The sequence below is a fragment of the Brevundimonas variabilis genome, assembly GCF_014199945.1.
In the GTDB taxonomy this organism is placed as follows: domain Bacteria; phylum Pseudomonadota; class Alphaproteobacteria; order Caulobacterales; family Caulobacteraceae; genus Brevundimonas; species Brevundimonas variabilis.
The window spans coordinates 1-14151 of sequence record NZ_JACHOR010000003.1 but is presented as its reverse complement, the minus strand read 5'-3'; the positions used below and the strand labels follow the sequence as shown (position 1 = coordinate 14151).

Below are 14151 nucleotides of genomic sequence, written 5' to 3'. Positions count from 1 at the left end.
GGAACACAGAATGACTGACGTCCTCGACGGTCTCGCCATCAACGGTCAGATCGCCTCCGCCACGACCTTCACCGGCAAGAAGCGCATCCGCAAATCCTTCGGGCGCATTCCCGAAGCGGTCAAGATGCCGAACCTGATCGAGGTTCAGCGCGCCTCATACGAACAGTTCCTGCAGCGCGAAGTGCGCGCGGGCGTCCGCAAGGACCAGGGCATCGAGGCCGTCTTCAAGTCGGTCTTCCCGATCAAGGACTTCAACGAACGCGCCGTGCTGGAATACGTCTCGTACGAGTTCGAGCCGCCGAAGTATGACGTCGAGGAGTGCATCCAGCGCGACATGACCTATGCCGCGCCGCTGAAGGTCAAGCTGCGCCTGATCGTGTTCGAGGCGGACGAGGAAACTGGCGCGCGCTCGGTCAAGGACATCAAGGAGCAGGACGTCTACATGGGGGACATCCCCCTGATGACCGACAAGGGCACCTTCGTCGTCAACGGCACCGAGCGTGTGATCGTCTCGCAGATGCACCGTTCGCCGGGCGTGTTCTTCGACCACGACAAGGGCAAGACGCACTCCTCGGGCAAGCTGCTGTTCGCCGCGCGGGTTATCCCGTACCGCGGCTCGTGGCTGGACTTCGAGTTCGACGCCAAGGACATCGTGTTCGTCCGCATCGACCGTCGCCGCAAGCTGCCCGCCACCACCTTCCTCTATGCCCTGGGCATGGACGGCGAGGAGATCCTGCGGACCTTCTACGAGACCGTTCCCTACGAGAAGCGCGGCGAAGGCTGGGTCACCCCCTACAAGCCCGAGCGCTGGAGAGGCGTGAAGCCCGAGTTCGACCTGGTCGACGCCGACACCGGCGAGATCGTCGCCTCGGCCGGGGCCAAGATCAGTGCCCGTGCCGCCAAGAAGCTGGGTGACACGACCAAGTCGCTGTCGCTGGCCGCCGATGCCCTGGTGACCCGTTACCTAGCCGCCGACGCCGTCAACTACGAGACCGGCGAGATCTATGCCGAGGCTGGTGACGAGCTGGACGCGCCGACCATCGCGCTGCTGGAAGAAAAAGGCTTCACCACCATCGACGTGCTGGACATCGACCACGTCACGGTCGGGGCCTACATGCGCAACACCCTGCGGGTCGACAAGTCGACCGGCCGCGAGGATGCACTGTTCGACATCTATCGCGTGATGCGTCCCGGCGAGCCGCCGACCCCGGAAGCCGCCGAAGCCATGTTCAACTCGCTGTTCTTCGACAGCGAGCGCTACGACCTGTCGGCCGTGGGCCGGGTCAAGATGAACATGCGTCTGGAAACGCCGGAAGTTTCCGACGAGATCCGCGTCCTGCGCAAGGATGACGTGCTGAAAGTCCTTCAGATCCTCGTCGGCCTGAAGGACGGCCGTGGCGAGATCGACGACATCGACAACCTGGGCAACCGCCGGGTCCGTTCGGTCGGCGAGCTGCTGGAAAACCAGTACCGTGTCGGCCTGCTGCGCATGGAGCGGGCGATCAAGGAGCGGATGTCGTCGGTCGATATCGACACGGTGATGCCGCACGACCTGATCAACGCCAAGCCGGCCGCCGCCTCGGTCCGCGAGTTCTTCGGCTCGTCGCAGCTGTCGCAGTTCATGGACCAGACCAACCCGCTGTCCGAGATCACCCACAAGCGTCGCCTTTCGGCGCTTGGCCCGGGCGGTCTGACGCGTGAGCGCGCAGGCTTTGAAGTCCGCGACGTGCACCCGACCCACTACGGCCGCATCTGCCCGATCGAAACGCCGGAAGGCCCGAACATCGGCCTGATCAACTCGCTGGCGACCCACGCCCGGGTCAACAAATACGGCTTCATCGAGAGCCCCTACCGTCGCGTGAAGGACGGCAAGGCCCAGAACGAGGTGGTCTACATCTCGGCGATGGAAGAGGCGAAATACACGATCGCCCAGGCCAACATCCAGCTGAAGGACGGCGAGATCGTCGACGATCTGGTCCCCGGACGGATCAACGGCGACTCCCAGCTGCTGATCAAGGCTGACGTGGACATGATGGACGTGTCGCCGAAACAGGTCGTTTCGGTCGCTGCGGCCCTGATCCCGTTCCTCGAGAACGATGACGCCAACCGGGCCCTGATGGGCGCGAACATGCAGCGTCAGGCCGTGCCTCTGGTGCAGTCCGACGCGCCGCTGGTCGGCACGGGCATGGAAAGCGTCGTGGCCGTGGACTCCGGCGCCGTCGTGGTGGCCAAGCGGGACGGCGTCGTCGAGCAGATCGACGGTACCCGGATCGTGGTCCGCGCGACCGGCGAACTGGAAGCCGCGCGTTCGGGCGTCGACATCTATCGCCTGTCCAAGTTCCAGCGTTCCAACCAGTCGACCTGCATCAACCAGCGCCCGATCGTGCGCGTGGGCGACGAGGTGAAGGTGGGCGACGTCATCGCCGACGGTCCATCGACGGACCTGGGTGAACTGGCTCTGGGCCGCAACGCCCTGGTCGCGTTCATGCCGTGGAACGGCTACAATTTCGAGGACTCGATCCTGATCTCGGAGCGCATCGTGCGCGACGACGTCTTCACCTCGATCCACATCGACGAGTTCGAGGTGATGGCCCGCGACACCAAGCTGGGGCCTGAGGAAATCACCCGCGACATCCCCAACGTCGGCGAGGAAGCCCTGCGCAACCTCGACGAGGCGGGCATCGTGGCCATCGGTGCCGAGGTCCAGCCGGGCGACATCCTGTGCGGCAAGGTCACGCCCAAGGGCGAAAGCCCGATGACCCCGGAAGAGAAGCTGCTGCGCGCCATCTTCGGCGAGAAGGCTTCGGACGTCCGTGACACCAGCCTGCGTCTGCCGCCCGGCGTCGCCGGCACGGTCGTCGACGTGCGGGTGTTCAACCGTCACGGCGTCGACAAGGACGAGCGCGCCATGTCGATCGAGCGTTCGGAAATCGAACGCCTGGGCAAGGACCGCGACGACGAGCTCGCGATCCTGGAGCGCAACACCTATGGCCGCCTCAAGCCACTGATCCTGGGCAAGACGGCGACGTCGGGTCCCAAGGGTCTGGGCCGCGGTGAGGTCACCGAAGAGAAGCTGGCCGACCTGTCGCGTGGTCTGTGGTGGCAGATCGCCCTCGACGACGAGAAGGCGATGGGCGAGCTGGAAGCCATGAAGACGTCGTTCGAGGACGCCCGCAAGGCGCTCGACCGTCGCTTCGAGGACAAGGTCGAGAAGCTGCAGCGCGGCGACGAACTGCCCCCCGGCGTGATGAAGATGGTCAAGGTCTTCGTGGCCGTGAAGCGCAAGCTTCAGCCCGGCGACAAGATGGCCGGACGTCACGGCAACAAGGGCGTCATCTCCAAGATCCTGCCGATCGAGGACATGCCGCACCTCGAGGACGGGACCTCGGTCGACGTCGTTCTGAACCCGCTGGGCGTGCCTTCGCGCATGAACATCGGCCAGATCTTCGAAACCCACCTGGGCTGGGCCTCGGCTGGTCTGGGCAAGCAGATCCAGGGCCTCCTGGAAGCCTGGCAACAGGGTGGCCAGAAGCAGGCGCTGATCGACAACCTGGTCAGCATCTACGGCGAGGACACCCCGCTGCCGCAGGACGAGGACGATCTGATCGAGCTGGCCCGCAACCTGTCGAAGGGGGTTCCGTTCGCGACGCCCGTGTTCGACGGCGCGCACATCTCGGACATCGAGGACCTGCTGGAGAAGGCCGGTCTGGAGCGTTCGGGTCAGTCGATCGTCTATGACGGAACGACGGGCGAGCAGTTCAAGCGTCCGGTCACGGTCGGCTACATCTATATGCTGAAACTGCACCACCTGGTCGACGACAAGATCCACGCCCGTTCGATCGGGCCGTACTCGCTCGTCACCCAGCAACCGCTGGGCGGCAAGGCGCAGTTCGGCGGACAGCGCTTCGGGGAGATGGAGGTCTGGGCTCTGGAAGCCTATGGCGCCGCCTACACCCTGCAGGAAATGCTGACGGTGAAGTCCGACGACGTGGCCGGCCGGACCAAGGTCTACGAGGCCATCGTCCGTGGCGACGACAGCTTCGAGGCGGGCATTCCCGAGAGCTTCAACGTTCTCATCAAGGAAATGCGTTCGCTGGGTCTGAACGTGGAGCTGGAGAACAGCTGAGCCTGACGTCTCCTCCCGGTCGCGGCCTTGCGACCGGGAGGAGACGGGTTCGCCGTCCTCCTCTTTGAATTTTACGCGGCCTCGCCGCAGAAGGAATCAAGATGAACCAGGAAGTCCTGAACATCTTCAACGCGGTCCCGGTCACTCCGACCTTCGACCAGATCAAGATCGCCTTGGCCTCGCCCGAGAAGATCCGTTCGTGGTCGTTCGGCGAGATCAAGAAGCCCGAGACGATCAACTACCGCACATTCAAACCCGAGCGTGACGGCCTGTTCTGCGCACGGATCTTTGGCCCGACCAAGGACTACGAATGCCTGTGCGGCAAGTACAAGCGCATGAAATACAAGGGCATTATCTGCGAGAAGTGCGGCGTTGAGGTCACTCTGGCCCGCGTCCGGCGCGAGCGGATGGGTCACATCGAACTTGCCAGCCCGGTCGCCCACATCTGGTTCCTGAAGTCCCTGCCGTCGCGCATCTCGCTGATGCTGGACATGGCCCTGAAGGACGTCGAGCGTGTCCTGTATTTCGAGAACTACATCGTTACCGAGCCGGGCCTGACCCCGCTGAAGCAGAACCAGCTGCTGACGGAAGACGAGTTCTATCGCTACCAGGACGAGTTCGGCGATGACGGCTTCACCGCCGAGATCGGCGCCGAGGCCGTGCGCCACCTGCTGATGGGGATCGACCTGAACGCCGAGGCCGAGCGCCACCGTGGCGAACTGGCCGACAGCCCCTCAGAAATGAAGGCCAAGAAGGCGTCCAAGCGCCTGAAGCTGATCGAGGCCTTCCTCGAGAGCGGCAACAAGCCCGAGTGGATGATCCTGACGGTCGTGCCGGTCATCCCGCCGGAACTGCGCCCGCTGGTGCCGCTGGACGGCGGTCGTTTCGCGACCTCGGACCTGAACGACCTGTATCGCCGGGTGATCAACCGGAACAACCGCCTGAAGCGCCTGATGGAGCTGCGGGCCCCGGACATCATCATCCGCAACGAAAAGCGGATGCTGCAGGAATCGGTCGACGCCCTGTTCGACAACGGCCGTCGCGGTCGCGTCATCACGGGTGCCAACAAGCGTCCGCTGAAGTCGCTGGCCGACATGCTGAAGGGCAAGCAGGGCCGCTTCCGCCAGAACCTTCTGGGCAAGCGCGTCGACTATTCGGGTCGTTCGGTCATCGTGGTCGGACCCGACCTGAAGCTGCACGAGTGCGGCCTGCCCAAGAAGATGGCGCTCGAGCTGTTCAAGCCCTTCATCTATGCGCGTCTCGACGCCAAGGGTCTGTCGGGCACGGTCAAACAGTCCAAGCGCATGGTCGAGCGCGAACAGCCCCAGGTGTGGGACATCCTCGAAGAGGTGATCCGCGAGCACCCGGTCATGCTGAACCGCGCGCCGACGCTTCACCGTCTGGGCATCCAGGCGTTCGAGCCCAAGCTGATCGAAGGCAAGGCCATCCAGCTGCACCCGCTGGTCTGCGCCGCGTTCAATGCCGACTTCGACGGTGACCAGATGGCCGTGCACGTCCCGCTGAGCCTCGAGGCCCAGCTGGAAGCGCGCGTCCTGATGATGTCGACCAACAACATCCTGTCGCCCGCCAACGGCAAGCCGATCATCGTGCCGTCGCAGGACATCGTCCTGGGCCTCTACTATCTGTCGCTGGTCAAGGACGGCGAGCCCGGCGAGGGCAAGCTGTTCGCCAACGTCGGCGAGATCGATGCAGCCCTGGATGCCGGCGTCGTCACCCTGCACACCCGCATCAAGGCGCGGTGGACCGAGGAAGACGCGCAGGGCACCGAGGTGACCAAGGTCATCGACACGACGCCGGGCCGGATGAAGCTGGGTGCGCTCCTGCCCAAGAATCCGAACGTCGGCTATCGCCTGCTCGAGAAGAACCTGACGAAGAAGGAAATCGGCAACCTGATCGACGTGGTCTATCGCCACTGCGGCCAGAAGGCGACGGTGATCTTCGCCGACCAGATGATGGGCCTGGGCTTCAAGGAAGCTGCGCGCGCCGGTATCTCGTTCGGCAAGGACGACATCGTGATCCCGGCCAAGAAGGTCGAGATCGTTGCCGCCACGCGGACTCTGGTCGAGGAATACGAGCAGCAGTACGCCGACGGCCTGATCACCAAGGGCGAGAAGTACAACAAGGTCGTTGACGCCTGGGCAAAGGCCACGGACCGGGTCGCCGACGAGATGATGGGCGAGATCGCGCAGCCGCGCGTCCTGGCCAGCGGTCGTACGGCCGAGATCAACTCGGTCTTCATGATGGCCAACTCGGGTGCCCGCGGTTCGCAGGCCCAGATGAAGCAACTCGGCGGGATGCGCGGCCTGATGGCCAAGCCGTCCGGCGAGATCATCGAGACCCCGATCGTCTCGAACTTCAAGGAAGGCCTGACCGTCCTCGAATACTTCAACTCCACCCACGGGGCCCGCAAGGGTCTGGCGGATACGGCGCTGAAGACCGCCAACTCGGGTTATCTGACCCGTCGTCTGGTGGACGTTGCGCAGGACTCGATCGTCACCGAAGAAGACTGCAAGTCCACGCGCGGCATCACCCTGCGCGCCGTGGTCGAGGGCGGTGACGTCCTCGTCTCGCTGGGCCAGCGCGTCCTGGGTCGCTATGCGGCCGAGGACATCAAGGAGCCCGGCACGGACAACGTCCTGTTCCCCGCCGACACCTATCTGGTGGAAGATGTGGCCGAGATCATCGACCAGCAGGGCGTCCAGTCGGTCAAGGTCCGTTCGGCCCTGACCTGCGAGGCCGAGGCCGGCATCTGTGGCATGTGCTACGGACGCGATCTGGCCCGCGGGACCAACGTCAACATCGGTGAGGCCGTCGGGGTCATCGCGGCCCAGTCGATCGGCGAGCCCGGTACCCAGCTGACGATGCGGACCTTCCACATCGGCGGTACGGCCCAGGTGGCGGAGACCTCGTTCTACGAGGCGACCAACGCCGGTACCGTCCGGATCGTCGGACCGACCGTCACGGCCGCGCACGGCGATCTGGTCTCCATGAGCCGCAACGTCGTCGTGACGGTGATGGTCGATGGCAAGGACCGCGAGAGCTACAAGATTCCTTACGGTGGGCGTCTGCGCGTCAAGGAAGGCTCCGAGGTCAAGAAGAACCAGCGCCTGGCCGAGTGGGACCCCTACACCACGCCGATCCTGACCGAAGTGGGCGGCACCGTCCGCTTCGAGGATCTGGTCGAGGGCCTGTCGTTCCGCGAGGAAACCGACGAAGCGACGGGTATCGCCCAGCGCGTCGTCATCGACTGGCGTGCCTCGCCCCGCGGTTCGGACCTGCGTCCGGCCATGGGGATCACCTCCGGCGAGGCCTATGCCCGTCTGGCATCGGGCTCCGACGCCCGTTACCTGCTGCCGGTGGGGGCCATTCTCTCGGTCGCCAACGGCGACGAGGTCAAGCCCGGCGAAATCCTGGCCCGTATCCCGACCGAGGGTGCCAAGACGCGCGACATCACCGGCGGTCTGCCGCGGGTGGCCGAGCTGTTCGAGGCCCGTCGTCCCAAGGATTGCGCGGTCATCGCCGAGATGGACGGTCGCGTCGAATTCGGTCGCGACTACAAGAACAAGCGCCGCATCAAGATCACCCCGGAGCCGAATGCAGATGGCGAACAGGGCGAGGCGGTCGAGTTCCTGATCCCGAAAGGCAAGCATATCTCCGTCCACGACGGCGATCTGATCCAGAAGGGCGACTACATCATCGACGGCAACCCCGATCCGCACGATCTGCTGCGTATTCAGGGTGTTGAAGCGCTGGCCGAGTATCTGGTGAACGAAGTGCAGGAGGTCTATCGCCTGCAGGGCGTGCCGATCAACGACAAGCACATCGAGGTCATCGTCCGTCAGATGCTGCAGAAGGTCGAGATCCTCGACTCGGGCGAGACGACCCTGATCCGTGGCGACACGGTCGAGGTTGCCGAGGCCGTGCTGGAGAACGAGAAGGTCGAGAAGCGTGGGGGCCGGATCGCCACCACCCAGCCCGTTCTGCTTGGCATCACCAAGGCGTCGCTGCAGACCCGCAGCTTCATCTCGGCGGCGTCCTTCCAGGAGACCACCCGCGTCCTCACCGACGCCTCGGTCCACGGCAAGAAGGATACGCTGGAAGGCCTGAAGGAAAACGTCATCGTCGGTCGCCTGATCCCGGCGGGCACGGGGGCCTACCTCCGCAGCCTGCAGAAGGTGGCCAACGAGCGCGACGCGGTCCTGACCAACAACCGCGAAGCCGCCGTCGAGCCCCTGCCTGCAGACCTGCAACTGGAGCTGGCCGAAAGCGAATAGTCCCTGTCCCGGGAATTTCCCGGGTCGGAGATCACGAACGAAAAGCGGGCGGCACCGGCAACGGTGTCGCCTTTTTCCTGTTGCGGGAGCGAGTGTGGAGGGGTTTGACCTAGAGAGGCCCCACTCGCCGGTAAGGGACCTGATCCGGATTCTGATAGTGGTCCGGCAAGTGGGCCCCCGCGCAGGTTCCTCGCAGGTTTCCGCCGGGACAATCCGGCGACGCGCCGGAGACACCGACACCTGATCTCAGTGGGGCACGACGGGCCTCGTAGCGGGCCAGGGCCGCTGCCCCCTCCTGTGCGAACCGCGCCTCGCGTCGCGCCTCGCCCGGGTTCAGGGTCCGCGGACCGACGGGGCCGGCAGCCCCGGCCGCGGCATTGAAATTCTCGTCGCAGATGGCCTGTTCGGTGGAGTTCAGCCGACCGTACATGGTCCGGCAGCCTCCGGCCCCGAGCCGCAGGGTGCGACCGACACGGGCCCCCAGCGCCTCGGGCCGGACCTGCCAGGCGCCACTGTCCGCAGGGGCCGGAGCGCCAGTGGCGGCAGGACCGGACGGGCCGGGGCTTAGACGCGGGGCGGGTGGGGAGGGCAGGGCATCGTCATCCTCTTCGTCCCGGGGCGTCACGGCCGGTGCGCGAACGATCACGGTCGGACGGGTCAGCAGACGAGTCTCGGGTGCGGCGGTGGTCGATGTTGCCGGAGCGGTGGCCGGGAGGCGCGCGCGTTCGCCCTCCAGCAGCGGCCGGGGCTCGATCTCGATGAAGATGGGGACATTCGGCGGCACCGGAGGATAGGCGCGCTCCGGCTCGAACAACCGCAAGGCCAGAATCGACAGGATTGCGACATGAAGGGTCACGCATCCTGCGAAGCTTGCTACCCACCAGCGATTTGGCGGGGGAGATGCCGAACGGTCCGCCAGGCCCAATGTCCGGGCACGCACTGCGATATCGGACATGTTGCGCGCCCCCCCGGAAGCGAAGGGAGGGACAAACCGTGGCCTTCTGGTGGCAGAGCAGGGGATTGGCCCAGCCGGCTCGCCCGGCTTGACCCTTCTCGAACGGGCATCCCAGGACCTGAGCCTTTTGCCTGCGATCGCCGCAGGTCCCTTCACTGACGGTTGCCGATCTTTTGTCCGTATGGATCTTCTGTGGATCTCAGTCGTCGACAGGCGGTGGCGGCGTCACGCCCGGCAGGCGTCTGGGTCCGCCGAGCTTGTTGGACTCCTGACGCAGCAGGTTGTCGGCCCCGTCGCGGAATACAGGGTCCAGATGGGCGCCGGCTGTACCCATCCCGAGATTGCCGCCGACGCCTTCGCCCGAGGTCACGACGCCGACTCCGGACCTCAGGGGGGCGCGCCGGGCTTCATAGCTGCGCAGTGCTGCGGCCCCCGCGCGCGCAAACCCGGCCTCGCGTCTCGCCTCGCCCGGGGTCAGGGGGCGGGGCCCGACAGAGCCGGCAGCCCCCGCAGCCGCATTGAATTCATCGTCACAGATGGCCTGTTCGGTGGGGTTCAGCCGGCCATCCATGATGCGGCACCCTCCGGCCCCGAGGCGCATGGCTCGCCCGACGCGGGCGCTCATCCCCTCCTGCTGGACCTGCCAGGCCCCGCTGTTCGCAGGGGCCGCCGGCGCGCCCGTGGCCGCTGGACCGGAGGGACCAGGACTGAGGCGCGGGGCAGGCGGGGAGGGAAGGGCCTCGTCGTCCTCCTCGTCCCGGGGCGTCACGGCCGGAGCCCGAAAGATCACGGTCGGCCCGGTGAGGGGGCGGGTCTCCGGCGCAGCGCTGGTCGCCGGTGCCGGAGCCGGCAGGCGCGCGCGTTCGCCCTCGAGCAAAGGCCGTGGCTCGATTTCGATGAAGATGGGTGCGTCCGGCGATATCGGCGGATCGCTGCGTTCGGGCTCGAACAGTCGCAGGGCCAGAGCCGCCAGGATCGCTCCGTGCAGTACGACCGATCCGCCGAGAATCGCTGCGGCCGTCCGGTCCGCCGGCCGGGGCGGTCGCCGGTCCGCCAGTCCTGTCGACCGGGGCAGCATCACGATATCCGACATGGCGAACGCCCCCTTCTGACGAGAGGACGGACAAACCGTGGCCTTCTGGTGGCAAGGGGCCCGATCCCCTGCCTCCGCATGCCCGGTCTTGACCCCGCGGCCCCTTCCGCGTAAACGCGCCGGACTTTCGAGGCTGTCAGGACCTGTCCTGCGCCGGGAAGGTGACAATTGATCGGACGGGCTGTGCCCGCCGGAACGCCCGAAGCGCGCGTTCCGGTTTTTTCGTTTGCGTCACCGTCCCGAACTCGAACGATCCCGGGCGGGGCCGAAAGGTCGCGTTCAAAAGAAGGAAACCGAGGCGCCCCGGCCGACAGGCACACGCCTCCATCAGAAGTCGAGACGAGTTCGAACCATGCCTACGATCAACCAGCTGATCCGCAAGCCCCGCAAGCCCAAGCCCGTGCGCAACAAGGTGCCCGCGCTCGAGGGTTCGCCCCAGCGCCGCGGCGTCTGCACCCGCGTCTATACGACGACCCCCAAGAAGCCGAACTCGGCTCTGCGTAAGGTCGCCAAGGTCCGTCTGGCCAAGAACGGCTATGAGGCCGTGTGCTACATCCCCGGCGAGGGCCACAATCTTCAGGAGCACTCGGTGGTCCTGATCCGCGGCGGCCGCGTGAAGGATCTTCCCGGCGTCCGCTACCACATCCTGCGCGGCGTGCTCGATACGCAGGGCGTGAAGGACCGCAAGCAGCGCCGTTCGCACTACGGCACCAAGCGTCCGAAGTAAGCGACCCGCTCTTTCCAGATTCAGCCGGTCCCCGGCTTCCCAAGAACGATTTAGAAGGCCCAGCCCATGTCACGTCGTCACCGCGCCCAGAAACGCGAAGTCCTGCCGGATCCCCGCTACAAGGATCTGATCGTCACCAAATTCATGAACTATGTCATGTACGAGGGCAAAAAGGCCGTCGCCGAGAACATCGTCTATGGTGCGTTCGAAATCCTGGCCGAGAAGAAGAAGGATTTCGAGCCGGTCCAGACCTTCCACACCGCCCTGGAAAACGTCCAGCCGTCGGTCGAGGTCCGGTCGCGTCGCGTCGGCGGTGCCACCTATCAGGTCCCGGTCGAGGTTCGCCCCGACCGTCGCCGCGCTCTGGCGATCCGCTGGCTGGTGAACGCGGCGCGCAAGCGCGGCGAGAACACCATGACGGAAAAGCTGGCTGCCGAGCTGCTGGATGCGTCCAACAACCGCGGCACCGCCGTCAAGAAGCGTGAAGACACCCACAAGATGGCCGAAGCCAACCGCGCCTTCAGCCACTATCGCTGGTAGCGCCTTCAAAGCGTCATCTGCACTGACTATCTAAGGGTTTCCGGCGCGGGCGGTTTGAGTTAGATCGCCCGCGCTCGTTTATCCGAACAGACCGACAATCTCCCGAGGGCGCCATCCGCGCCCTGACATCACTTCAAGGCACGTTCATCATGGCCCGCGAAAACAAGATCGAGGACTACCGCAACTTCGGCATCATGGCCCACATCGACGCGGGCAAGACGACGACGACCGAGCGGATCCTGTACTACACCGGCAAGAACCATAAGATCGGCGAAGTCCACGACGGCGCCGCGACCATGGACTGGATGGACCAGGAGCAGGAGCGGGGGATCACGATCACCTCGGCTGCGACCACGGCCTACTGGAAAGAGAAGCGCCTCAACATCATCGACACCCCCGGCCACGTGGACTTCACGATTGAAGTCGAGCGGTCGCTGCGCGTGCTCGACGGTGCCGTGACCGTGCTCGACGGCAACGCCGGCGTGGAGCCCCAGACCGAGACCGTCTGGCGCCAGGCCGACAAGTACCGCGTGCCGCGCATCGTTTTCGTCAACAAGATGGACAAGATCGGCGCCGACTTCGACGCCTCGGTGCAGTCGATCCGCGACCGCCTGGGTGCCAAGGCCGTGCCGATCCAGTTCCCGATCGGTGCGGAGTCCTCGCTGTCCGGCCTGGTCGACATCGTCGCCATGAAGTCGGTCATCTGGGACAACGACCAACTGGGTGCGAACTTCACCGTCGGTGATATCCCTGCCGATCTGGTCGACAAGGCCAATGAGGCCCGTCAGTACCTGATCGACAACGCGGTCGAACTCGACGACGAGGCCATGGAAGCCTACCTCGAAGGCACCGAGCCCTCGATCGAAGTGCTGAAGAAATGCATCCGCAAGGCCGTGCTGACGGGGGCCTTCTATCCCATCCTCTGCGGCTCGGCCTTCAAGAACAAGGGCGTGCAGACCCTGCTCGACGCCGTTGTCGACTATCTGCCGTCGCCGCTCGACATCCCGCCCACGCCCGGCATCGATTTCAAGACCGAAGAGCCGATCGTGCGTCGCGCCTCGGACGACGAGCCCCTGTCGGTTCTCGCGTTCAAGATCATGGACGACCCCTTCGTCGGTTCGCTGACCTTCTGCCGCATCTACTCCGGCAAGATGGAAACGGGCATGAGCCTGCTGAACTCCAGCCGCGACAAGAAAGAGCGCGTTGGCCGGATGCTGCTGATGCACTCCAACGACCGTCAGGACATCAAGGAAGCCTATGCCGGCGACATCGTCGCCCTGGCCGGCCTCAAGGACACGCGCACCGGGGATACGCTGTGCGATCCGCTGAAGTCGCCGGTCATCCTCGAGAAGATGGAATTCCCGGCTCCCGTGATCGAGATTTCCGTCGAGCCCAAGACCAAGGCCGACCAGGAGAAGCTGGGCGTCGCCCTGGCCAAGCTGGCGTCGGAGGATCCGTCCTTCACCGTCTCGACCGACCACGAGTCGGGCCAGACCATCCTCAAGGGGATGGGCGAGCTTCACCTCGACATCAAGATCGACATCCTGAAGCGGACCTACAAGGTCGAGGCCACGATCGGCGCGCCGCAGGTGGCCTATCGTGAATCGCTCGGCCGCAAGGTCGACATCGACTACACCCACAAGAAGCAGACCGGCGGTACGGGCCAGTTCGCCCGCGTCATGATCACCTTCGAGCCCGGCGAACCCGGCTCGGGCTTCGTGTTTGAGAACTCGATCGTCGGCGGTGCCGTGCCCAAGGAATACATCCCGGGCGTGGAAAAGGGCCTCAACTCGATCAAGGACAGCGGCCTGCTGGCCGGCTTCCCGCTTATCGACTTCAAGGCGACCCTGACGGACGGCAAGTACCACGACGTCGACTCCAGCGTGCTGGCGTTCGAAATCGCGGCCCGCGCCGCCTTCCGCGAACTGCGCGAGAAGGGTGCACCCAAGCTGCTCGAGCCGATCATGGCGGTCGAGGTCGTGACCCCCGAGGACTACCTCGGTTCGGTCATCGGCGACCTGAACGGCCGTCGCGGCATGATCCAGGGTCAGGACATGCGCGGTAACGCCACGGTCGTGAACGCCTTCGTGCCGCTGGCGAACATGTTCGGCTATGTGAACACCCTTCGCGGGATGTCGCAGGGCCGCGCGGCCTTCACCATGCAGTACGACCACTACGAGCCGGTGCCGCAACACGTCGCCGACGAAGTGATCAAGAAGTATTCCGCCTAACCCAAACCAAAACCCGGCGGGCCTGACCGGTCCGCCGGACCCCTGAAAACCCACGATATGCCCCCTTTTCAGGGGACGGAGAGAAGAGAATGGCCAAGGAAAAGTTCGAACGTAACAAGCCGCATTGCAACATCGGCACGATCGGTCACGTTGACCACGGCAAGACGACGCTGACGGCGGCGAT

8 protein-coding genes are annotated in these 14151 nt (G+C 65.1%); 6 read left to right on the top strand and 2 right to left on the bottom strand.

Going from position 1 to position 14151, the window contains the following annotated elements; all coding sequences use genetic code 11:
• The first annotated feature begins 10 nt into the window (after nucleotides 1–10).
• Both rpoB and rpoC read left to right on the top strand, forming a co-directional pair.
• On the top strand, nucleotides 11–4126 hold the full coding sequence (gene rpoB, locus GGR13_RS08750; RefSeq protein ID WP_183213162.1) for a DNA-directed RNA polymerase subunit beta: 4116 nt from the start codon (nucleotides 11–13) through the stop codon (nucleotides 4124–4126).
• Between the two features lie 101 nt (nucleotides 4127–4227).
• The gene (gene rpoC / locus GGR13_RS08745) at nucleotides 4228–8421 is read left to right on the top strand and encodes a DNA-directed RNA polymerase subunit beta' (protein WP_183213161.1); all 4194 of its coding nucleotides are present in this window, start codon (nucleotides 4228–4230) and stop codon (nucleotides 8419–8421) included.
• Between the two features lie 109 nt (nucleotides 8422–8530).
• Here the strand turns inward: rpoC and GGR13_RS08740 are convergent, their stop codons facing one another.
• Together GGR13_RS08740 and GGR13_RS08735 are read right to left on the bottom strand one after the other, a co-directional pair.
• A complete protein-coding gene (locus tag GGR13_RS08740) occupies nucleotides 8531–9376 on the bottom strand; it encodes a hypothetical protein (protein ID WP_183213160.1) in 846 nt (281 codons plus the stop codon).
• Between the two features lie 199 nt (nucleotides 9377–9575).
• Nucleotides 9576–10469, bottom strand: a complete 894-nt coding sequence (locus GGR13_RS08735; protein ID WP_183213159.1) for a hypothetical protein — start codon at nucleotides 10467–10469, stop codon at nucleotides 9576–9578.
• A 352-nt stretch (nucleotides 10470–10821) separates the two neighbouring features.
• Between GGR13_RS08735 and rpsL the strand changes: the two genes are divergently transcribed.
• The 4 genes from rpsL to GGR13_RS08715 form a co-directional block, all read left to right on the top strand.
• Nucleotides 10822–11196, top strand: coding sequence for a 30S ribosomal protein S12 (gene rpsL, locus GGR13_RS08730; RefSeq protein ID WP_183213158.1), 375 nt, complete (start codon nucleotides 10822–10824; stop codon nucleotides 11194–11196).
• 66 nt (nucleotides 11197–11262) lie between these two features.
• Nucleotides 11263–11736, top strand: coding sequence for a 30S ribosomal protein S7 (gene rpsG, locus GGR13_RS08725; RefSeq protein ID WP_183213157.1), 474 nt, complete (start codon nucleotides 11263–11265; stop codon nucleotides 11734–11736).
• A gap of 149 nt (nucleotides 11737–11885) precedes the next feature.
• On the top strand, nucleotides 11886–13967 hold the full coding sequence (gene fusA, locus GGR13_RS08720; RefSeq protein ID WP_183213156.1) for an elongation factor G: 2082 nt from the start codon (nucleotides 11886–11888) through the stop codon (nucleotides 13965–13967).
• Nucleotides 13968–14056: 89 nt separating this feature from the next.
• The coding region (locus GGR13_RS08715) for a GTP-binding protein (RefSeq protein WP_209282537.1) at nucleotides 14057–14151 on the top strand (95 nt) is incomplete at its 3' end.